13 protein-coding genes are annotated in these 20,032 nt (G+C 71.6%); 7 read left to right on the plus strand and 6 right to left on the minus strand.

The annotated features are described in order from the left end of the window. The first annotated feature begins 70 nt into the window (after window positions 1-70). Window positions 71-2,095: a M13 family metallopeptidase gene (locus R2J75_RS03105; RefSeq protein ID WP_243345630.1), complete on the plus strand. Its 2,025-nt coding sequence runs from the start codon at window positions 71-73 to the stop codon at window positions 2,093-2,095. 24 nt (window positions 2,096-2,119) lie between these two features. On the opposite strand, the gene R2J75_RS03110 is transcribed toward R2J75_RS03105, so the two are convergent. The 4 genes from R2J75_RS03110 to prfB form a co-directional block, all read right to left on the minus strand. Beyond that, entirely contained in the window at window positions 2,120-4,840 is a 2,721-nt protein-coding gene (locus R2J75_RS03110) for a hypothetical protein (protein WP_316411052.1), read from the minus strand. Window positions 4,841-4,998: 158 nt separating this feature from the next. Beyond that, window positions 4,999-5,571 (minus strand): hypothetical protein, encoded by a 573-nt coding sequence (locus R2J75_RS03115; protein WP_243331305.1) that lies wholly within the window; start codon window positions 5,569-5,571, stop codon window positions 4,999-5,001. A gap of 273 nt (window positions 5,572-5,844) precedes the next feature. After that, a complete protein-coding gene (locus tag R2J75_RS03120) occupies window positions 5,845-8,313 on the minus strand; it encodes a heavy metal translocating P-type ATPase (protein ID WP_316411053.1) in 2,469 nt (822 codons plus the stop codon). Next, window positions 8,306-9,412 (minus strand): peptide chain release factor 2, encoded by a 1,107-nt coding sequence (gene prfB / locus R2J75_RS03125; RefSeq protein ID WP_243331292.1) that lies wholly within the window; start codon window positions 9,410-9,412, stop codon window positions 8,306-8,308. The genes R2J75_RS03120 and prfB overlap by 8 nt, the downstream gene beginning before the upstream one ends. 85 nt (window positions 9,413-9,497) lie before the next feature. Here prfB and R2J75_RS03130 point away from each other — a divergent pair, with 85 nt between their 5' ends. After that, window positions 9,498-10,421 carry an alpha/beta fold hydrolase gene (locus R2J75_RS03130; protein ID WP_316411054.1) on the plus strand — a complete coding sequence of 308 codons (924 nt, stop codon included), beginning with the start codon at window positions 9,498-9,500 and terminating at the stop codon, window positions 10,419-10,421. 17 nt (window positions 10,422-10,438) lie between these two features. Beyond that, the gene (locus R2J75_RS03135; protein ID WP_316411055.1) at window positions 10,439-11,392 is read left to right on the plus strand and encodes an outer membrane protein assembly factor BamD; all 954 of its coding nucleotides are present in this window, start codon (window positions 10,439-10,441) and stop codon (window positions 11,390-11,392) included. 83 nt (window positions 11,393-11,475) lie between these two features. On the opposite strand, the gene R2J75_RS03140 is transcribed toward R2J75_RS03135, so the two are convergent. Together R2J75_RS03140 and murJ are read right to left on the minus strand one after the other, a co-directional pair. Further along, window positions 11,476-12,600 (minus strand): DegT/DnrJ/EryC1/StrS family aminotransferase, encoded by a 1,125-nt coding sequence (locus R2J75_RS03140; protein ID WP_243331285.1) that lies wholly within the window; start codon window positions 12,598-12,600, stop codon window positions 11,476-11,478. A gap of 71 nt (window positions 12,601-12,671) precedes the next feature. Beyond that, window positions 12,672-14,279: a murein biosynthesis integral membrane protein MurJ gene (murJ, locus tag R2J75_RS03145; RefSeq protein ID WP_243331283.1), complete on the minus strand. Its 1,608-nt coding sequence runs from the start codon at window positions 14,277-14,279 to the stop codon at window positions 12,672-12,674. A gap of 210 nt (window positions 14,280-14,489) precedes the next feature. Between murJ and R2J75_RS03150 the strand changes: the two genes are divergently transcribed. From R2J75_RS03150 to R2J75_RS03165, 4 genes are all read left to right on the plus strand, one after another. Next, window positions 14,490-15,974 carry a GGDEF domain-containing protein gene (locus R2J75_RS03150; RefSeq protein WP_279342683.1) on the plus strand — a complete coding sequence of 495 codons (1,485 nt, stop codon included), beginning with the start codon at window positions 14,490-14,492 and terminating at the stop codon, window positions 15,972-15,974. 7 nt (window positions 15,975-15,981) lie between these two features. After that, on the plus strand, window positions 15,982-16,692 hold the full coding sequence (gene mtgA / locus R2J75_RS03155; RefSeq protein WP_243331281.1) for a monofunctional biosynthetic peptidoglycan transglycosylase: 711 nt from the start codon (window positions 15,982-15,984) through the stop codon (window positions 16,690-16,692). 361 nt (window positions 16,693-17,053) lie between these two features. Further along, a complete protein-coding gene (locus tag R2J75_RS03160; RefSeq protein ID WP_243331278.1) occupies window positions 17,054-18,874 on the plus strand; it encodes a CoB--CoM heterodisulfide reductase iron-sulfur subunit A family protein in 1,821 nt (606 codons plus the stop codon). A gap of 10 nt (window positions 18,875-18,884) precedes the next feature. Next, a complete protein-coding gene (locus tag R2J75_RS03165) occupies window positions 18,885-20,024 on the plus strand; it encodes a 4Fe-4S dicluster domain-containing protein (RefSeq protein WP_243331276.1) in 1,140 nt (379 codons plus the stop codon). Window positions 20,025-20,032 lie beyond the last annotated feature (8 nt).

A 20,032-nucleotide genomic window follows, 5' to 3' on the forward strand; every position in this document is an offset into this window, starting at 1 on the left:
CCTTTGTCCGGCGTCACAGACAGGCCGCGCCCCGCCGTGGTGGACTGGGCGTTCGTTCCGGGAGTCCGCTTTGGTCCGCACGTCCTGTCTCTTCCTCGCTTCTGCCCTCGCCGTGGGCCTGGCCGCCCAGGCGCCCATGGGCCGGGGCGTCCACCCCGCCGACCTGGATCCCGCCACGGCCCCCTGCCAGGACTTCTTCCAGTACGCCAACGGCGGCTGGCTCAAGGCCCATCCCATCCCGGCCGATCGCGCGACCTGGGGCGGCTTCAACGAGGTGGAGGAACGCAACAGCGCCCTCCTGAAGGAGATCCTGGAGGAGGCCGCGGCCTCGCAGGCGCCCGCCGGGTCCGTGCCCCGCCAGGTCGGGGACTTCTACCGCGCGGGCATGGACGTGAAGGGCCTCGCCAAGGCGGGCCTGGCCCCCCTCCGGCCCCTGCTGGCCCGGGTGGAGGCCGTGAAGGACGCCCGGGGGCTGGCCCAGGAACTGGCCCGCCTGCGGGTCCTGGGCCTGGGCGCCGGGTTCCGCTTCAACGTGGTGGTGGACGACCGGGACAGCGGGGCCTACGCGGCCGAACTGGCCCAGGGCGGGCTGGGCCTGCCCGACCGGGACGACTACCTGCTGGACACGGACCGCGCCCGGGACCTGCGGGCCAGCTACCGCACCTACCTGGCCGGCCTCCTGGAACTGGCCGGCGAGAAGCCGGCCCTCGCCCGGGCCCACGCCGCCATGGCCCTGGAGGTGGAGGCCCGCCTCGCCCAGGCCTCCATGACCCGGGTGGAGCTGCGGAATCCCCAGGCCCTCTACAACCGCCGCACCCTGGCCGAACTCAAGGCCCTGGCCCCCGCCTTCGACTGGGAGGCCTACTTCCGGGAGGCGGGCCTCGCCGCGCCGGCGACCCTGCTGGTGCGCCAGCCCCGCTTCCTCGAGGCCCTCTCCGCCCTCGGCCGGGACCTGCCGGCCGCCCAGTGGCGGGCCTACCTCAAGGTGCGCGTCCTGGATGGGGCGGCGCCCTGCCTGGACGAGGCCTTCGAGCGCCTCCACTTCGCCTTCCACAGCACCACCGTGCGGGGGATCCGGGACATGAGCCCCCGGTGGAAACGGGTGCTCCGCGCCGAGGACCAGGCCCTGGGGGATTCGCTGGGCCGCATGTACGTGGCCCGGGCCTTCCCGGCCCGCGCCCGGACCCGCATGGCGGCCCTCATCACGAACCTGCGCGGGGCCCTGCGGGCGCGGATCCAGGCCCTGGCCTGGATGAGCCCGGCCACCCGGGAGGCGGCCGTGAAGAAGCTGGACGCCCTCACGGTCAAGATCGGCCACCCGGACGTGTGGCGCGATGACAGCGCCCTGAAGATCGAGGCCACCGGCTACTTCGGCAACGTCACCCGCGCGGCGGCCTTCGCCTTCCGGGCGGACCTGGCGAAGCTGGGCAGGCCCGTGGACCGCACCGAGTGGAGCATGACCGCCCCCACCGTGAACGCCTACTACGAGCCCACCCGCAACGAGATCGTCTTCCCCGCCGGCATCCTCCAGCCCCCCTTCTTCGATCCGGAGGCGGACGACGCCGTGAACTACGGCGCCATCGGCATGGTGATCGGCCACGAACTGACCCACGGGTTCGACGACGAGGGCTGCCAGTACGACGCCCAGGGCAACCTGCGCGACTGGTGGACGGAGGCCGACAAGCGGGCCTACGCCGCCCGGACGGATCTCGTGGTCCGCCAGTACGACGCCCTGGAGGCCCTGCCGGGGCTGCCCCTCAACGGACGCCTCACCCTGGGCGAGAACATCGCCGACCTGGGCGGCCTCAAGATCGCCTACGCCGCCTTCCAGGCCTCCCTGGCGGGCCATCCGCGCCCCGCCCCCATCGATGGCTTCACGGCCGAGCAGCGGTTCTTCCTGGGCTACGCCCAGTGCTGGCACTTCCACGCCCGGGAGGCCGCGGCCCGCGTGCTGGCGGCCACCGACCCCCACAGTCCCGCCAAGGCCCGGGTCAACGGACCCCTCTCCAACCTGCCGGAGTTCTTCGAGGCCTTCGGGTGCCGGGAGGAGGGTCCCATGCACCGGCCGGAATCCGCCCGCCCCACCCTCTGGTAGGGCGGGCACCGTCCTCCCGCCCCCTCAGGGCCGGAGGATGAGGGCCACGGTGGCCACCGTGCGGTTCCGCATGGCGCCGTCCAGGGGGCGGTGCACGCCGATCTCCAGGCGCATGCGCCGGAGGGTCTCCTCGCTGGTGGCGCCGAGGGGGTTGTCCAGGGCGGCCCGGAGGCCCGCCACCCGCAGCCAGGGGGGCCGGCTCGCGCCCTCCCGCCAGAGGGCCGTGCCCTCCAGGTAGGCGGACACGGTGCCCCCGGCCTCGCCCCGCCACCGGAGGAACCGGTCCCCCGTGGCCAGGAAGGCCGGAAGGGCGGGTTGCTCCAGGCGGGTGGCGTCCAGGGCGACGGGCACCAGGCTCGTGGCCTGCCCGCCCAGGTGCAGGAGGTCGCGGTCCTCCGAGGCCGCGTGGGTGAGGCGGCCTCCCGCCAGGTTGACCCGCACGGGGAGGGCCGGCGTGTCGAACCGCACCGCCAGGCTGGCCCGGGTCAGGGTCCAGGGGTGGGCCTCGTCGGCCCGGGTGGTGCCCGTCTGGACCTCCACCTCCGGGGTGGCCGTGACGCCCCAGGGGCCCCGGGCCCGGAGGAAGCGCGCCCCCGCCCGGACCCCCGCGAAGCCGCGGGTGAAGGCGGTCCAGGCGCCGTCCGGATCCTCGACCCGCTCCCACCCGAGGACGGGGCTCACCCAGACGGGCGTCTCGCCCAGGAGGTCCCGGGTGAAGGAGAGCTCCGCGCCGGTCCGCCGGCGGTCCGCGGCGACGGACACGAACCGCTGCCGGGAGGGCCGCTCCACGTCCGTGAAGACCGCCAGGGCGGGCTTCCAGGCCCAGGCGGCGGAGGATACCCCGGCCATGGCCCCCCGGGGGCCCGCGGCGTTCCCGAAGCCCGCCAGCGCCTGCCAGGACAGGCGGCCCAGCAGGTCCGCCCCGCTGATGCCCACCTGCCAGGCCTCGCCGGCGGGGCCCAGGGTCATGCCGCTCGCCATCTGGACCCACCCTTCGGCCCGGGCGCGGTAGGGCTGGGTGGGCAGGGGGCCCGGCACCACCGGCAGGTGCACGGTCTCCACCGGGGGCGGCATCACCGTGGCCTCCGTGAAGGTGCGGGGGGCCGGCACCTCGACCCGGGGCGGGGGCGGCTGGGTCAGGTCGAGCCGGCGCACCTCCATGCCCCGGGGGTCGAGCACGGTGAAGTACAGGGTCCGCCCATCGGGCGACAGGGCCGGGTTCCAGGCCCCGCCCACGGTGCGGGTGATCACCTCCGGGGGCCCGAAGACGGGCGCCCCCTCCGCGCGGGTGAAGGGGACCTTCACGATGGCCCAGATGCCGTCCACTTCGCTGGCGGCCCACACGGCCGTGCCCGTCGGGTCCAGCACGGCCCTGCCGATGGCCTGGCCGGGCAGGGGGAGTTCCCGGCCCTCCAGGAGGAGCCGCCACCGGCCCTCCCGGTGGATCGGTTCCAGGAAGGTGGCGCGGGGGGCGGGGACCTGGACGGGCCGAAGGTCCGCGCCCCGGCCCAGGCGCCACACGGCGGGGCCGGGGTGGAGGGTGCCCTCCGAATCCGCCTGCTTGATCTGGAAGCGGATGGTCCGGTCATCCACCCAGCAGCCGTTCGTGGGCAGCCGGTGATCCAGGGTGGGCAGGCGGGCGAGGAGGGGCGGTTCCGGCATGTCCGGCTTCACGTCCTCCGCCTGGTTCAGGGGGTCCGGCCGGGCCGCCGGGGCCGGCTTGGCGGGCGGGGCGGGGGGGACCAGGGACCAGATGCACAGGCCCGCGTGCTGCCGGGCCTCCAGGGAGCCCAGGAGGCGCTTGCCATCGGGGCTCACCTCCAGGGTCCGGAGGGTCCCGGGCGCCCGGAGCACCGGCTCGCCCTCCCGCAGGCCCTCGGCCCGGAGCCGCGCCTCCCACGCGAGGGCGTCGTGGGTGGTCTCGGCGACGAAGCGCTGGTACCCCTCCGCGGGCCAGCATCCGAAGGTGGCCTTGAAGGCCGCGTCGAAGGTCCGCCCCTTGCGGGAGGCGAGTTGGCGCCAGAAGCGCCGGAGCACCTCGGGGTCGCTGGGCCGGCTCCGCTCCAGCCAGGCCAGGTAGGCGGAGCCCACCAGGTAGGCCATGTTGCCGCCCTGGTAGCCGTCCATGCCGCTGAGGGCCTCGTAGGTGGGCAACTGCCCCTGGCGCGCCCAGGCCCGGAGGGTGGCCGCCCGGATGGCGCTGTGGGGCCGCCCCGATCCGGTGATGCGGCCTTCGGCCAGGGTGGCGTAGCCCTCCGAGACCCAGCGGGGGCATTTCAGCACGAGGGGCCCCAGGGGCAGGCCGAAGATCCGGTCCCACACGCGGGGCGCCCGGGAGGGCCGGGTGAGGTGATGGATGTGGACGAGCTCGTGGCTCACCACCTCCTCCGTCCAGGTGCTGAAGGCCCCGCTGTGGAGATCGTCGCTGCGGGGCTCGGTGCGCCAGAGGACGACGTAGGGGTAGGGCAGGAGGGGCAGGGCCATGCCGTTGGGTTCGGCCCGGGGGTCCGCCAGCACCACCCGCACGGGCACGGGGGATTCGTAGCCCACCAGCTCCACCACGGCCTCGTGGATGCCCTCGATGCGGCTCCCCACGTCCTGGGCCCAGTCCGCCAGGCTGGGCGGATAGTGGATGCGGTAATGGGCGGTGGTCAGGGTCCGCCAGGCGGCGTAGGGGGCCTCCTGGGCCCAGGCCACCGCCGTGGCCGCGCTCAAGGTGAGTCGGAGGATCGTTCGGGTTCCCATGGCGTCGCCTTTCCGCACTCCAGGGTAACCACCTCTGATCGTGTGCCTGCTTCCTCCCATGGGTGAGGAAGCAGGGGCAGCCTCCCCGCCTCGACACGACGAACCCGGTCCCACCATCCGGGATGGATGGAGGGGACCGGGCAGGTCGGAAGGGTGGGCTAGTAGGCCTGGTACCAGACGTAGGCGCCCGTGCTGGCCGAAATGGCCACCCGCGTGCGCTCCCAGGGGCAGGTGAAGAGGTATACGAGTTCATCGGAGAAGCCCGTGCGGTCGGGCCGCAGGATCTCCACCTGGGAGAAGCCCCGGGTGTAGCCGTGGCTCACCAGGGCGTTGACGGCCGCGTCGAGGTTGACGGCCAGCCAGGTGTCCTGGATGGACTTGCAGTCGGGCACGGCCTTGGGCGCCGTGTGGTAGTCCCCGAAGATGCCCCGCACGCACTTCACGCTGGCCGACTTGGGCAGCGGATCGGTGGTCGGGCCGTTGCCGTCCAGGTTGTAGAAGACGGTCCAGCGCTGCACGTCGAGGGCCTTCGACATCAGGTGCGCGGCGTCGCCGCCGTTGTCGCCGCGCATCAGGACCATCTGCCGCGTGATGGGGTACGGGGAGGCCTGGAGGTTCCGGTTGAGGTACCGGTCGGCGGAGGCGGAGAGGCTGTTGAGGTCCAGGGGAATCTGGGCGGTGGCGGCCAGGGCGGCCATCGCCGACAGGACGAGGGGCTTGAAGGGATGCATGGCACTTTCCTTGACGCGCCGGGATACCGGCGCAGGGGCGTTGGGTCCCATGCCGGCCTGGGAAGACCGACATGGAACCCTTTCCCATGGGTTCGTTGAATAGGGGTCTGTAAAAAGGGCTTGAATGACAGCGATGGGGTGAAGCGAGGCGAGGACGTCCAGGGCCTTTCGCAGTCCCGGCCGGGAACCGCTCCCCTCAATTTAATCGCTGCGAGGCTTTGGGCAATACAAAATCGATCTGGCGCAGCGATACAAAAAGATTATTTACAGGTGTTATGACTGTTGTTCCAGGTCCCGGGCCCTGGACGCGAGGGAGAGGGGCCGGCCGCTGTTGAGCACGACGCTGATGCTCGAGGCCATCATGGCCGTGGCCGCGAGGATGGGGTGGATGTGGCCCGAGAGGGCGAGCGGGATGAGGAGCGCATTGTAGACCAGGGCCCAGCCGAGGTTCTGCCGGATGCGGCGCATGGCGAGCCGGGCCAGGCCCAGGAAGGCGGGGATCCGGCGCAGGTCCCGGTGCACGAGCACCACCCCCGCCGTTTCCAGGGCGACGCCCGCCCCGTGGCCCAGGGCCACGCCCAGGTCGGCCTGGGAGAGGGCCACCGCATCGTTCACGCCGTCGCCGGCCATGGCCGTGGGGCCCACGTTCTGCTGGAGCCAGGCCAATTGTTCGCCCTTTTCGATCGGTAGCGCGCCCGCCTTGACGCGGTCGGCGGGGATGCCCACCTGGGCGGCCACCGCAAGGCAGGCCTCCAGGCGGTCTCCGCTCACCAGCCAGCACTGGATGCCCAGGCGGGTGAGGGCCTGCACCGCGGCGGGCGCCTCGGGCCGCAGGGGGTCGCCCAGGCCCCAGAGGGCCAGGGCCCGGCCGTCCCGGGCCAGCATGACCAGGGAACCCTCCAGCCCATCTCCCTGCCACCAGGCCTCCGGCGCGGACACCCCCTGGGCCTGGAGCCAGGCGGGGCGGCCGATGAGGACGGTTTGGCCGTCCACCCGCCCCGTCACGCCCAGGCCCGGGAGCTCGGTGCGGGCGTCCACCGTGGGCAGGGCCAGGCCCCGCTCCCGGGCCAGGGTCGCCCCTTCCCGGAAGAGCCGTTCGGCCAGGGGGTGGCTGGAGACCTCCTCCAGGGCGGCGGCCAGGAGCAGGGCCTCGGCCTCGGGCCCGGCGTGGCGGGCGCCGGTGAAGTCCAGCCGGCCCGTCGTGAGGGTGCCCGTCTTGTCGAGGATCAGCGCCCGGATGGCGGGGGCCCGCTCCAGCACGTCCGCGCTCTTCAGCAGGATGCCCCGCCGGGCGCAGGCGGCCACGGCGGAGACGAGGACCATGGGGGTCGCCAGGCCGAGGGCGCAGGGGCAGGCCACCACCAGGACGGCCACGCCGGCCATGAGGGCCTGGGACGCGGCGGCCCCGCGGGCCGCGGCCACGAAGCCGGCCAGGAGGGCCAGGGCCAGGACCACCGGCATGAACACCGCGGCGATGCGGTCGGCGGTGAGCTGGATGGGCGCGCGGGTGGCGAGGGTGCGCCGCACCCGGGCCACGATGTGGGCCAGGCGCGTGTCTTCCCCGGTGGCCTGGGCCTCCAGCACGACGGTGCCGGAGGTGAGCAGGGTGCCGGCCAGGGCCGGGGCGCCCAGGTCCAGGGGGACGGGGCGGCCTTCGCCGGTGAGGGAGGAGGCGTCGCACCAGCCGGTGCCTTCCACCACCCGGCCGTCCACGGGGATCCGCCCGCCCTGGCGGACCCGCACCCTGGCGCCGGGGGGCACGGCCTCCGCGGGCCGCTCCCGCCAGCCGTCGCCCTCCGCCACCTCGGCGGTGGGGGCGGCCAGCTGGAGGAGGCCGGCGACGGCCCGCCGGGCCTTGCCCTTGGCGCCGCCTTCAATGGCCCGGCCGATCACCAGGAGGGAGACCAGCATGCTGGCGGTGTCGAAGTACACGTGGTGGCTGTGGAGCACCAGGGCCGAATAGAGGCTCACGGCGAAGGCCAGCAGGGCCCCGGCCCCCACCAGGCTGTCGGTGTTGGGGGCTCCCAGGCGCACCCGCCGCCAGCCGGTCACCATGATGGGCCAGCCGCAGTAGAGGAGGACGGGCAGGGCCGCCAGGCCCGTGGTGAGGGTGAAGGCGTTGCGCACGGTCAGGGGCAGGGGGTCCGGGTCGTAGAGGCGCTCCATGAACACCAGGTTCGCCAGCCAGTCCACCCCCGCGTCCCGGGCGTAGGCGGCGTACATGACCATGGCGTTCATCATGGCGTTGGCCCCCAGCACGATGGCCAGGACCAGGCGGAGGGGGCCGTGGACGCCCCCGCCGGTGTCCTCGGGGTCCTCGGCCGGGTGGATCTCCCGGGCGGGGAAGCCGTGGCGGGCGGCCTGCTCCTGGATGGCCTCCTTGCTGATGGCGCCGGGGGCGTACAGGACCTGGGCCACCTCGGACACGGGCTCGACGGTGGCCTTCACGACGCCGGGGCGGGCCTGCAGGATGCCCTCCACCAGGGGGGCGCAGGCCCCGCAGGCCAGGCCGTCCAGCTTGAACCAGGCCTCCAGGTAGGGGCCCGGGGGCTGGCCGCCCTCGCGGGGGCCGGCCCGGAAGGTGGGCCCCAGGCGGCGGGCCTCCTCGGGTCCCAGGAGATCATGGACGGTGGCGCAGCCCGGGCAGCAGAAGTCCAGGCGCTTCCCGCCGGCGTGGCGGACGGCGCGCGTCGCGCCGATGGGGGTCAGGCAGAGATCGCAGTGGGTCCCGGGTTCACTCACGGGTCTTCAGGCTCTTGGCCAGAAGCTGGGAGCGGATGAAGGCGTCCAGGTCCCCATCCAGCACCTTCTGGGTCTGGCTGGTCTCCTCCAGGGTCCGGTGGTCCTTGACCATCTGGTAGGGCGCCAGCACGTAGCTGCGGATCTGGGAGCCCCAGGCCACGTCGGCCTTCTCCCCGGAGAAGGCGGCCACCCGCTCCTCGATCTTCCGCCGCTCCAGCTCGTAGAGGCGGCCCTTGAGGACCTTGAGGGCGGTGGCGCGGTTCTGGATCTGGCTGCGCTCGTTCTGGCAGCTCACCACGATCCCGGTGGGGAGGTGGGTGAAGCGCACGGCGCTCTCGGTCCGGTTCACGTGCTGGCCGCCGGCGCCGCTGGCGCGGAAGACGTCCACCCGCAGGTCCTTCTCCGGGATGTCGATCTCGATGGTGTCGTCCACCTCGGGGCTGACGTAGACGGCGGCGAAGCTCGTGTGGCGCCGCTTGGCCGCGTCGAAGGGGGAGATCCGCACGAGGCGGTGGACCCCGGCCTCGGCTCGGAGGTACCCGTAGGCGTAAGGCGCGCTGACGAGGATGGTGGCGCCCTTGATCCCGGCCTCGTCCCCCTCCTGGTAGTCGAGGGTCTCGGTCTTCCAGCCGCGGGACTCGCAGTAGCGCAGGTACATGCGCAGGAGCATGGCGGCCCAGTCGCAGCTCTCGGTGCCGCCGGCGCCGGGGGCGATGGCCACGATGGCGTTGTTCTGGTCCAGCTCGCCGCTGAGCATCATCCGCAGCTCGGCGTCCTCCACCACGCTCCGCAGCTGGCCCTCCAGGGTCTCGGCCTCCAGGAGCATCTCCGCGTCCTCCCGGGCCAGCTCCAGGGCCGTCTCCAGGTCCTCGAGCCCGCCGCCCAGCTTCTTCGAGAGGGCGATCTCGTCGGTGAGGACCCCCCGCTTCTTGAGCACGGGCTTGGCGGCCTCGGGGTCGTCCCAGAAGCCGGGTGCCGCGGTCTGCTCTTCTATCTGTTCCAGTTCGAGGGCCTTGCGCTCGGCATCCAGGTGGCGGCGGAGCTGGTCCACCCGGGGTTCGAGTTCGTTCTTGGCCCTGACGAGGGTTTCAAAGTCCATGGTCCATCCGTGTGCGGCGCGCCCTTCCACTTTACAGGGCCGGGGCCGGGACCGGAACTCCGGGGCCTTGAGGTATCCTGGACGGATGTCCCTGAACCCCTCCGTCCTGCCCGAGGATCTCGAGCCCGCCTTCCGGGGGTTCCTGACGGGGCATGGGGGCCGGCCCCTGGCCTACTCCCGCTGGGACCACCCCGCCCCCCGGGGGCGGGTCGTCCTGAGCCACGGCTACGGGGAGCACGGGGAGCGCTACCGCCATACGGCCTGCTGGCTCCACCGCCTCGGCTGGGCCGTGACCGCCCTGGACCACCAGGGCTTCGGCCGCAGCGGCGGGATCCGGGGGGACGCGGCGGGGATCCAGGCCCCGGTGGCCGACCTGGTCCAGCTCCTCCACCACGAGCGGCTCGAGGACGCCCGGGCCTGGGGGGAACGCCGGCCCCAGCTGCTTCTGGGGCACAGCTACGGGGGCCTCCTGGCCCTGCTCGCCCTCCTCTGGCACCCGGAGGCCCTGGACGGCCTCGTCCTGTCCGCCCCGGCCGTGGCCCTGCGCCCCATCCCCGCCCCCCTGAGGCTCCTGCAGCGCCTCCTCCTCCTGGCGGCCCCCCACCGGCCGGTGGCCGTCAAGGGCGACAAGACCCAGGTCTGTTCCGATCCGGTGCTCGTGCAGCGCTACTGGGACGACCCCCTCTGCCACCACCTGGTCACGGCCGGCTTTCTGGCCGCTCTCCAGGAAGGGCAGGCGGAACTGCTCGGCATGGGCGCCGAGCTGGATCGCCCCATCCTCCTCCTGGAGGCGGGCCGGGACACCGTGGCCGACCCGGACGGGGCCGAGGCGCTCTGGCGGGCCGTCCGTCCCGACCTCCTGGAACGCCATCGCCTGGATGCCTTCATGCATGAGATATTCCATGACGTGAGGCGTCCCGAAGCCGAGTCCCTCGTCGAGGGCTGGCTGGAACGCAAATTCCCGGCCCTGTCCGGAACCGCCGCCCCGTCTGCCGCCACCTTGAATTGAGCAACCAAAGGATCGCCATGAACCGCCGTCTCCTCCCCGTCGCCGCCTGCGCCCTCCTGCTCCTGGGAGGGGGGGCGGCGTGCCGGAAAAACAAGCCGATCACCGCCCCGAAGGGCCCCGAGGTCAAGGGCCAGACGGCGCCCGAGATCCTGGCCGAGGCGAAGATCTACCTGGAGAACCGGAAGTGGGACGACGGGCGCCGGATCCTCCGGGTCATCGAGGAGCGCCTGCCCAGCTCCAAGGAGTTCGCCGAAGCCAAGCTCCTGATCGCCGACAGCTTCTTCTTCGGGTCCACCAACACCTATCCCGAGGCCCTGGTCGAGTACCAGAGCTTCCTCAACTACTTCCCCCGGTCCGACAAGCGGGACTACGTCCTCTACCGGATCGCCCTCTGCCACTACGCCGCCATCATGAACGCGGAGCGGGACCAGACCGAGACCCGGAAGGCCCTGGAGGGGTTCCAGACCCTGCTCAAGGAGGCCCCCGGCTCCGTCTACGCGGTCGACGCGAAGGCCAAGGTCGTCCAGTGCTGGCGCCGCATGGCCGAGGCCGAGCTGATGGTCGGCATCTTCATGGTCAAGAACTTCCAGTTCGCCCCCGCCGAGATGCGCCTCAAGACCCTCCTGGAGACCTACCCCGAGTACGTGGACCGGGAGCGCGCCTACTACTACCTGGGCGAGGCCCTGCGCCAGCGCCCCGTGCACAACGAGACCCTCAAGCGGTTCTCCAAGGACTTCTCCGCCAAGGTGGGCGTCGAGGACTTCTCCAAGCTCTCCAAGGAGCAGCACCAGCAGTTCAACAAGGAAATCACGGCCATGATCAACGAGGAGCTGGCCAAGTTCAAGGAGGAGGCCAAGGGCTACTACCAGAAGCTGGTGGAGAGCTACCCCGGCAGCGAGTGGGCCGGCAAGGCCAACGACCGCCTCCTCGAAATGGGCCACGCGGGCCGCAAGGAAGAGCTGGACAGCTAGCGCGCAGCCAGGCCCCGTACGACCTCATCCCCGTTCCCGGAGGCTGCCCTCCTGGAACGGGGATGAAGGTTCCGGGCCGCGCCCTACTTGCCGAAGAACCCGAGCAGGGCCTTGGCCACCTCCTCGAGCATCGCGGGGGTCATCTCGGGGAAGACGGGGAGGCTCAGCACTTCCTGGCTGGCCTTCTCGGATTCCGCCAGCTGGCCCTTCTTGATGCCCAGGTACTGGAAGCAGGGCTGCTCGTGGAGGCAGATGGGGTAGTAGACGGCGCAGCCGATGCCCAGGGACTTCAGGTGGGCCATCAGGGCCTCGCGGCGGCCGCCCTTCACGCGGACGGTGAACTGGTTGTAGATGTGGCGCCCGTCGGGGACGACCTCGAGGGGGAAGGCCAGCTCGTCGGGGGTGATGGCCTTGAGGCGCTCGATGTACCACTGGGCGTGGCGGCGGCGGCCCTCGTGCCAGCCTTCCAGCATCGGCAGCTTGGCCCGGAGGACCAGGGCCTGGAACTCGTCGATGCGGCCGTTCATGCCGATCTCGTGGTGGACGTAGACGGGCTCCATGCCGTGCACGCGCATGCGGCGGACCCGGGCCGCCAGGGCCTCGTCGTCGCGGATCAGGGTGAGGCCGGCGTCGCCGAAGGCGCCCAGGTTCTTGGTGGGGTAGAAGCTGCAGGCCGTCATCTGGCCGAATTCGCCGGCGGAGCGGCCCCAGCCCTTGGCGCCGAGGGACTGGCAGGCGTCTTCGAGGACGGGGATGCCGTGCTTGTCGGCCACGGCCATGATGGCGGGCATCTCGGCCAGCTGCCCGAAGAGGTGGACCGGGATGATGGCCTTGGTGCGGGGGGTGATCGCCGCCTCGACGAGGGCGCCCGTCATGTTGAAGGTCCGGGGATCCAGGTCCACGAAGACGGGGGTCGCGCCCAGGCGCGCCACCACGCCGGCCGTGGCGAAGAAGGTGAACGTGGGGAGGATGACCTCGTCGCCGTGCTTGACGCCCAGGGCCATGAGGGCCACCAGGAGGGCGTCGGTGCCGCTGGACATGCCCACCGCGTACCGGGCGCCGGCGTACTGGGCCAGGTCGGCTTCCAGACCCTTGACGTTCTCGCCGAGCACGAAGCTGGAACGGTCGATGATGCCGGAAAGACCCTGGAGGATCTGGTCTTTCACGGCGGCGTTCTGGGGGGCGAGGTCGAGCATCGGGACGGACATGGGTTCTCCAGGGAATACTTGAGTATGACAGGGGCGCGGGACGGGAACGACCGGGCAGGTTGATCCCGGGCTCACCGTCCGAGGCGCCGGCGGATCCGGCTGAGCAGGGCCGTGCCCTCCGGGACCCGGAACAGGAGGAGCAGGGCGCCGTAGACGAGGGCGCAGGCGGCGATGAGGGGGAAGAGGCGCAGGCTGGTGCCCGCCAGGCCGCGGTAGGGGCCGGACAGCCCGAGCTGGCCCGCGCCGACCCAGGCCAGGAGCCCCATGACCGCGGAGGCGGCGCCCATGGAGACCCAGCCGCCACCCACCTCGCGCCAGGGGAGGGCGGGGAGGCGCGGCCGCAGGCCCGCCGTCATGTAGACCAGCCCGGCGATGCTGGCCAGGCCGTTGGCGAGGGCCATGCCGCCGGTGCCCAGGGGGCCCATCAGGGCCAGGGAGAGGGCGATGTTCACCACCATGCTCAGGAGGGCCGCGTAGGCCGGCCGGCGGTAGTCCTTGAGGGCGTAGAGGCACTGGGCGGTGATGCGCCCGGTGGCGATGAAGAGGAGGCCCACCGCCTGGAAGCCCAGGGTGGCGGCCGTCCAGGCTACGGCCTGGGCGTTGAAGCGGCCCGTCTGGAAGATGAGGGCGATGATGGGCTGGGCCAGGACGGCCATGCCCACCGAGCCTGGGATGGCCAGGACGGCCGTGCCCCGCAGGGCCTCGGCGAGGGCGCGGCGGAGGCCCTGCAGGTCCCCGGCCTCCACGAGGCGGCTCATCACGGGCAGGCTCACGGTGGCGATGCTCGCCGCGAAGACGCCCAGCACCATCTCGCCCATCATGTTGGCGTTGAAGAGGACGGTCTGGGCCCCCACCGCCAGCTGGGAGGCCAGGGCCGTCGAGATCAGGGCGTTGATGGGGGCGATGCCCGTGCCCAGGAGGCCGGGGGCCATGCGCCGCAGGGCGCGGCGCACACCCGGGTCCTTGAGGTGGAGGCCGGGGCGGACGCCGTAGCCCAGGGCCCGGAAACCCGGCCACAGGACCGCCAGCTGGACGAGCCCGCCCGCCAGGGCCGCCCCCGCCATCACCAGGGCCGCCGCTTCGGGCACCCGCCAGCCGCGCGGCCCCGCCTCGAGGCCGGCCCAGGTGACCAGGATGAAGGTCAGGTTCCAGAAGGTGGACACCGAGGCGGGCAGGGCGAAGCGCCCCCGCAGGTTAAGCACCGCGGCAAGCCCGGCGGTCAGGCTCACCAGGGTCAGGTAGGGGAACATGATCTGGGCCAGGACCGTCGTGAGGGTCCAGGCCGGCGGCGCGAGGCGGGGGTGGGCCAGGATCCAGCCCAGGGCCCGCAGCTGTTCGCCCAGGCCGGCGCCGGCCGGCGCCAGGCGTCCCAGCATCTGGAGGCCCGTGAGGACGCCCATGGCCGGGATGGCGATCAGGGACAGGAGGGCGAGCCCCAGGCCCAGGGTCCCCAGGAAGCGGGCGGTTAGCTGGCGAGCGGCCGCGTCCCCCTCCCCCGTCTCCACCTCGTTGAGGGTCGGCAGGAAGGCCGAGGTCATGGTGCCCTCCGCCGTGAAGCGGCGCAGGAGGTTCGGGATGCGGTACGCCACGAAGAAGGCGTCGGCCGCGGGGCCGGCCCCCAGGTAGTGGGCCACCACCCGGCTCTGGAGCATGCCCGACACCCGGGACAGGAGGGTCATCACCCCCACCACGCCCGCCGAACGGAGGGAAGAAGGGGCTGGTTTGCCGGGGGTCGGGGACGTGGGCGGGATGGGAACTCCGGGGGCGGGGCGCGGGGCCTTCCCACTTTAGCAAGGCGGGGGAAGGGCGCCGATTTAATAAATCAATCATTGACTCCCCCGGACCTCTCACATATGTTTGATTCATTGATTGTGGCGCGCATGGAGGGGATGGCAGTGGAGGGGGCGTCCAGGGCAGAACCTGCGGAGACCCCCCGGGCGGCCACGCCCGGCATGGGGCTGGACGCCCCCCTGGTCCAGGCCCTCCTGGCGGCCCTGGATGCCCACGCCCTCGTGATGGACCTGGACCTGCGCGTGTCCGACTACGACCCGGGCCTGCCCAGCGCCCTGGGCGTCACCCTGGGCGACGGGGCCCCCGACCTGCTCCCGGCCCTCGTGCGGACCCAGGCCTCGCCCAAGGGCTGGCGCCCGGCGGGCACGCCCGTGCCCCTGGACGAAAACGGACGGCACCTCTGGGTCTTCCGGGACGCCAGCGCCCTGGAATTGCGGGAGGCCCTGGAAATGGGCTTCCTCCATGAACTCCTGTCCACCATCGCCCGGCGCGGTCCCGAGGGCACCACCCTCCCCCACCTCTGGGAACTGGCCCTGGACCTGTACCGGGAGCGGATCGCGCGGCCCCTGGACGTGGCGCTGCGCCACGAGATCCCCGGGGGCCGCGCCCAGGAGGTCCTGCCCCCGGCCGGACTGGGGGAGCCGGAGCCGGAGCCCGAGGGCCCCGGGGCCGATCCCCGGCCCATCGTGCTGGTGGTGGACGACAGCCCCATGGTGCGGCGCCTGCTCCGCACCGTGCTCGGGCGGGACTACCGCGTGCTCCTGGCGGCGGGCGGGGAGGAGGCCCTGGCCGCCGCCCGCGACCACCAGCCGGCGGTCATCCTGCTGGACGTCCTGATGCCCGGCATGGACGGGTTCCAGGTGTGCGCGGCCCTCAAGGAGGAACCGGCCACCCGGGAGATCCCCGTCCTGGTCCTGACCGCCCTCCAGGGCGAGGCGGAGGAGGTGCGCGCCCTGGAGGCCGGCGCCATCGACTTCATCCAGAAGCCGATCATCCCCGCCACCGTCCTGGCCCGGGTGCGCAACCACGTGGACCTGAAGGCCGCCCAGGACCGGCTCCAGGAACTGGCGGTCCTGGACCCCCTCACCGGCATCGCCAACCGCCGGGCCTTCGACCAGACGCTGGGCCACGAATGGCAGCGCAGTCGCCGGGAAGGCAAGCCCCTCTCCCTCGTCATGGCGGACGTGGACTGCTTCAAGGCCTACAACGACGCCTATGGGCACGTGCGGGGGGACGGTTGTCTCCGGGAGATCGCCCAGGTCCTGCGGGAGACCCTGCGCCGGCCGGCGGACCTGGTGGCCCGGTTCGGCGGGGAGGAGTTCATCTGCATCCTGCCCGAGACCGACGCGGCGGGCGCCCGGCAGGTGGCCCTGGCCCTGGGGGAGGCGGTGGCCCGGCTGGGAATCCCCCACCCCGGTTCCGAGGTGGCCGCCCACGTGACCGTGAGCCTGGGCACGGCCACGGCCATCCCCACCCTGGCGGATTGGGCCGAACGCTTGGTTGTCGAGGCGGACCGGGCCATGTACGAGGCGAAACGCCAAGCCAAGGCTCAAGCAAGGAAGCCAGGGCCGGACCCGGCATAATGGGAGGATGACGAAACGGCCCTGGTGGAAGCGGATCCTGCTGGGGGCGGCCTGGGTGAGCCTGGCCGTCCTGGGGGGGACCGCCGCCGTCGTCCTGCTCTTCCGGTTCGTGCCCGTGCCCACCTCCGCGCTCATGATCGAGCGCCGGATCGGCGCCCTCGTGGAGGGGCGCCCCTACGAGGTCCGGCACGCCTGGGTGCCCCTGGAGCGCATCGCCCCCAGCATGGGCGCGGCCGTCATCGCCGCCGAGGACCAGAACTTCCCGGACCACTTCGGCTTCGACTGGCAGGCCATCGAGAAGGCCCTGGAACACAACGAGCACAGCCGCCGGAAGCGGGGCGCCTCCACCCTGTCCCAGCAGACCGCCAAGAACCTCTTCCTCTGGGAGCGCCGCTCCTGGGTGCGCAAGGGCTTCGAGGCCTACCTGACCCTCATGCTGGAGCTGGGCTGGTCCAAGCGGCGCATCCTGGAGGTCTACCTCAACAGCGTGGAGTTCGGGGACGGCGTCTTCGGGGTGGAGGCCGCCTCCCGGCGCTTCTTCGGCAAGCCCGCCCGGGCCCTCGGGCCTTCGGAAGCCGCCCTCCTGGCCGCGGTCCTGCCCAACCCGCGCAAGTACCGGGCGGACGCTCCCAGCGCCTACGTGCGCGCCCGCCAGGAATGGATCCTCAACCAGATGCGCAATCTGGGGGGCGGCCAGGTGGTCAAGGCCCTCGGCTGAGGGCCCCCCGTCCCCAGGCCGGCGGGGCATTTCTCGGGAAACTTATATCGATTTGAAATGCTTGATAGATGGTCCGCTCCGGCGCGGGGGGTGGCCTTTTTCCGGTGGCCCCGGGGTTCAGGCCGGGGATACCCGAGTAGATTGGTAAATATTTAATTAAAACATTTAAGGATTCTTGGGGTCCGAAAAGGCGCGGAGGCCCGGGTTCCCATCGGAATCCCATATTTGGTGGGACTTATATCGATATGAATAGGGCGGATGGGGGGCAACGCCCGAATATGGGGTTCCGGTGATTTTCCCCTTGAGCGGGGAATAACAAGACCCTACCGTCAGCTATTCTTTCCCACCCCAAGAGGCCCCCATGAGCCACCCTCGCATCGGCGTGTATTTCTGCACCCGCAGGCACGGATCCGCGGCGCCCGACCCCAAGGCCCTGGCCGCCTACGCGGCCTCGCTGCCCCAGGTTGCGGAGGTGAAGATCCTGCCTGCCGGAGCGTCCCTGGACCCGGCCGCCCTGGCCCGGGAACTCGCGGCCCGCCAGCTCACCACGGTGGTGATCGCGGCCCACTCCCCCGGCTATTTCAAGACGGCCTTCACCCGGGCCATGGCCCTGGCCGGCCTCGACCCGGAGGCCATCCGCCTGGCCTCCTTCCGGGAGCACGGCGCGGGGTTCGGGGATGCGGTGGAACGGGCCAAGGCGGTGATCGCCTGCGCCGTGCTGGATGTGCCCTTCGGGTTGGCGGCCGTCCCGGAGCGCCTGCCCATGCACCCCGACACCCTCGTCATCGGGGGCGGCATCGCGGGGATCCAGACCGCCCTGGAGATCGCGGACGCGGGCAAGAAGGTCTACCTGGTCGAGCGCACGCCCACCATTGGCGGGCACATGGCCATGTTCGACAAGACCTTCCCCACCCTGGACTGCGCGGCCTGCATCCTCACGCCCAAGATGGTGGCGGTGGACCAGCACGAGAACATCGAGCTGATGACCTGGTCCGAGGTGGAGGCCGTCTCCGGCGGGCCGGGCAGCTACCAGGTGAAGATCCGCCGGAAGGCCCGCTACGTGGACCTGGACGCCTGCGTCGCCTGCAACGACTGCTCAGCCATCTGCCCCGTCACGGTGAGCAGCGAGTTCGATTCGGGCATCGCCACGCGGAAGGCCATCTACATCCCGTTCCCCCAGGCCATCCCCAACGCCTTCGTGGTGGACAAGGAGCACTGCACCTGGCTCCAGTCCGGGGGCACCAAGTGCGGCGCCTGCGTGAAGAAGTGCAGCAAGGAGGCCATCCACTTCGACGCCAAGGACGAGGTGGTGGAGGTCACCGTGGGCAACATCGTGGTGGCCACCGGCTACGACGTCTTCGATGCCCGGCGCATGGACCGGTACGGGTACGGAACCTACCCCAACGTCCTCACCGCCCTGGAATTCGAGCGCCTCACCAACGCCTCGGGCCCCACCGGCGGCAACATCGTCATGAAGACGAAGAAGCTCGACAAGCGCACCCGGCAGGAGACGTGGGGCTTCGAGCCCGACGGCCCGCGCCCGAAGTCGGTGGCCATCATCCACTGCGTCGGAAGCCGGGACCGCAACTACAACCCCTACTGCTCCCGCGTGTGCTGCATGTATTCCCTGAAGTTCGCGCACCTGGTCAAGGAGAAGCTCCACGACGCGAAGTGCTACGAGTTCTACATCGACATGCGGGCCTTCGGGAAGGGCTACGAGGAGTTCTTCGAGCGCATCAAGGAGGAGGGCATCCACGTCGTGCGCGGCCGCAGCGCCAAGGTGAAGGAGGTGGGCGGGCAGCTCGTCCTGAGGGGCGAGGACATCGTGGACGACAAGGTGCTGGAGATGCCCGTCGACATGGTGCTCCTGGCGGTGGGCCTCGAGCCCGACGCCGGCAGCGACGGCCTGGGCCGCATCCTGGGCCTTTCCCGGGACGAGGGCGGCTGGTACAGCGAGTCCGACTACAACATGGACCCCACCGGGACCCACCGCGGGGGGATCTTCGTGGCAGGCGCCTGCCAGGGGCCCAAGGACATCCCCGACACCGTGGCCCAGGCCTCCAGCGTGGCCGCCGCGGTCCTCAAGACGGTCCTGCGCGAGCAGGGCAGCGGAAGCCAGGGCGACCTCTCCCTGGCCAGCATCGAGAACCTGGCCCGCCAGCTGGCGGAACCCCGAGCGTAGGGAGGCTCACATGGCTGTTCAGGCGGATCCCAGACTCGTGGCCGAACTGGAGACCTACGGGGCCCAGGACGTCCTCAAGTGCTACCACTGCGGCAACTGCACCGCGGTGTGCCCCTTCTCGAAGGAACCCTTCATCTTCCCCCGCAAGTCCATGCGCTACCTGCAGATGGGGTTGAGGGAAAAGCTCAAGTCCAACCTGGAGCCCTGGCTCTGCTACTACTGCGGCGAGTGCAGCGAGCAGTGCCCCCGGGAGGCCGAGCCCGGCGAGACCATGATGAGCATGCGGCGCTGGCTCACCGCGCAGTACGACTTCACGGGCATCTCCAACCTCCTCTACCGCTCCTGGTGGGCGGAGCTGGCCGGCATCCTGGTCCTGGCCGCCCTCACGGGCTTCGGGTTCTGGAAGTACGGGACCAGCGTGGGCGACATCCGGGTCTACGACGGCCCCAACGCCTTCCTTCCCTCCAGCGCCATCCACGCCTTCGACTGGACCATGGCCTCCATCCTGGGCACCTTCCTCCTCGTCAACTGCGTCCGGATGTGGTGGATGACCATGGGCAGGGACCCGAAGACCCGGGCCACCCCGGCGCAGTACGTGAAGCGGCTGGGCCAGCTGCTCCTGCACTTCTTCACCCAGAAACGCTACAGCGAGTGCGACAAGAAGGCCCCCTGGCGCCTCCACATCGTCCTGATGCTCAGCTACGTGACGATGCTGGTGCTGATCATGTTCTTCCTCCCCGCCGTCCAGGCCGGGCCCGCCATCAACTGGGCCGTCCACATCCTGGGCTACGCCGCCTCGATCGGCCTCATCACCACCGTGGCCATGGCCCTCGTGGGGCGCGTCCGCAAGAGCCAGACCCACTACAAGCACAGCCACGAGACCGACTGGATCTTCCTCGGGATGCTCCTCTACGTGGCCGTGACCGGCGTCCTGCAGCACGCGCTGCACCGCCTGGGGCATCCCTACGCCGCCAACATCACCTACCTCGCCCACCTCATGGGCGTGGTGCCGATGCTGGTGCTGGAAGTGCCCTTCAGCAAGTGGGCCCACATGTGCTACCGGCCCCTGGCGATGTACTTCGCGGCCCTCCAGATCGACGTGCTGGAGGCGCGCGAGACCGGCCCCGTGGCCGGAACCCGGACCGCGTGAGGAGGCAC

It is taken from the genome of Mesoterricola sediminis (assembly GCF_030295425.1).
GTDB lineage: Bacteria > Acidobacteriota > Holophagae > Holophagales > Holophagaceae > Mesoterricola > Mesoterricola sediminis.

Bases quoted from the DNA above. Each gene is read 5' to 3' on its own strand.
- R2J75_RS03110 (WP_316411052.1), bottom strand. From the start codon at position 4,840: ATGGGAACCCGAACGATCCTCCGACTCACCTTGAGCGCGGCCACGGCG.
- R2J75_RS03115 (WP_243331305.1), bottom strand. From the start codon at position 5,571: ATGCATCCCTTCAAGCCCCTCGTCCTGTCGGCGATGGCCGCCCTGGCC.
- prfB (WP_243331292.1), bottom strand. From the start codon at position 9,412: ATGGACTTTGAAACCCTCGTCAGGGCCAAGAACGAACTCGAACCCCGG.
- R2J75_RS03130 (WP_316411054.1), top strand. From the start codon at position 9,498: ATGTCCCTGAACCCCTCCGTCCTGCCCGAGGATCTCGAGCCCGCCTTC.
- R2J75_RS03135 (WP_316411055.1), top strand. From the start codon at position 10,439: ATGAACCGCCGTCTCCTCCCCGTCGCCGCCTGCGCCCTCCTGCTCCTG.
- R2J75_RS03140 (WP_243331285.1), bottom strand. From the start codon at position 12,600: ATGTCCGTCCCGATGCTCGACCTCGCCCCCCAGAACGCCGCCGTGAAA.
- murJ (WP_243331283.1), bottom strand. From the start codon at position 14,279: ATGACCCTCCTGTCCCGGGTGTCGGGCATGCTCCAGAGCCGGGTGGTG.
- R2J75_RS03150 (WP_279342683.1), top strand. From the start codon at position 14,490: ATGGCAGTGGAGGGGGCGTCCAGGGCAGAACCTGCGGAGACCCCCCGG.
- mtgA (WP_243331281.1), top strand. From the start codon at position 15,982: ATGACGAAACGGCCCTGGTGGAAGCGGATCCTGCTGGGGGCGGCCTGG.
- R2J75_RS03160 (WP_243331278.1), top strand. From the start codon at position 17,054: ATGAGCCACCCTCGCATCGGCGTGTATTTCTGCACCCGCAGGCACGGA.
- R2J75_RS03165 (WP_243331276.1), top strand. From the start codon at position 18,885: ATGGCTGTTCAGGCGGATCCCAGACTCGTGGCCGAACTGGAGACCTAC.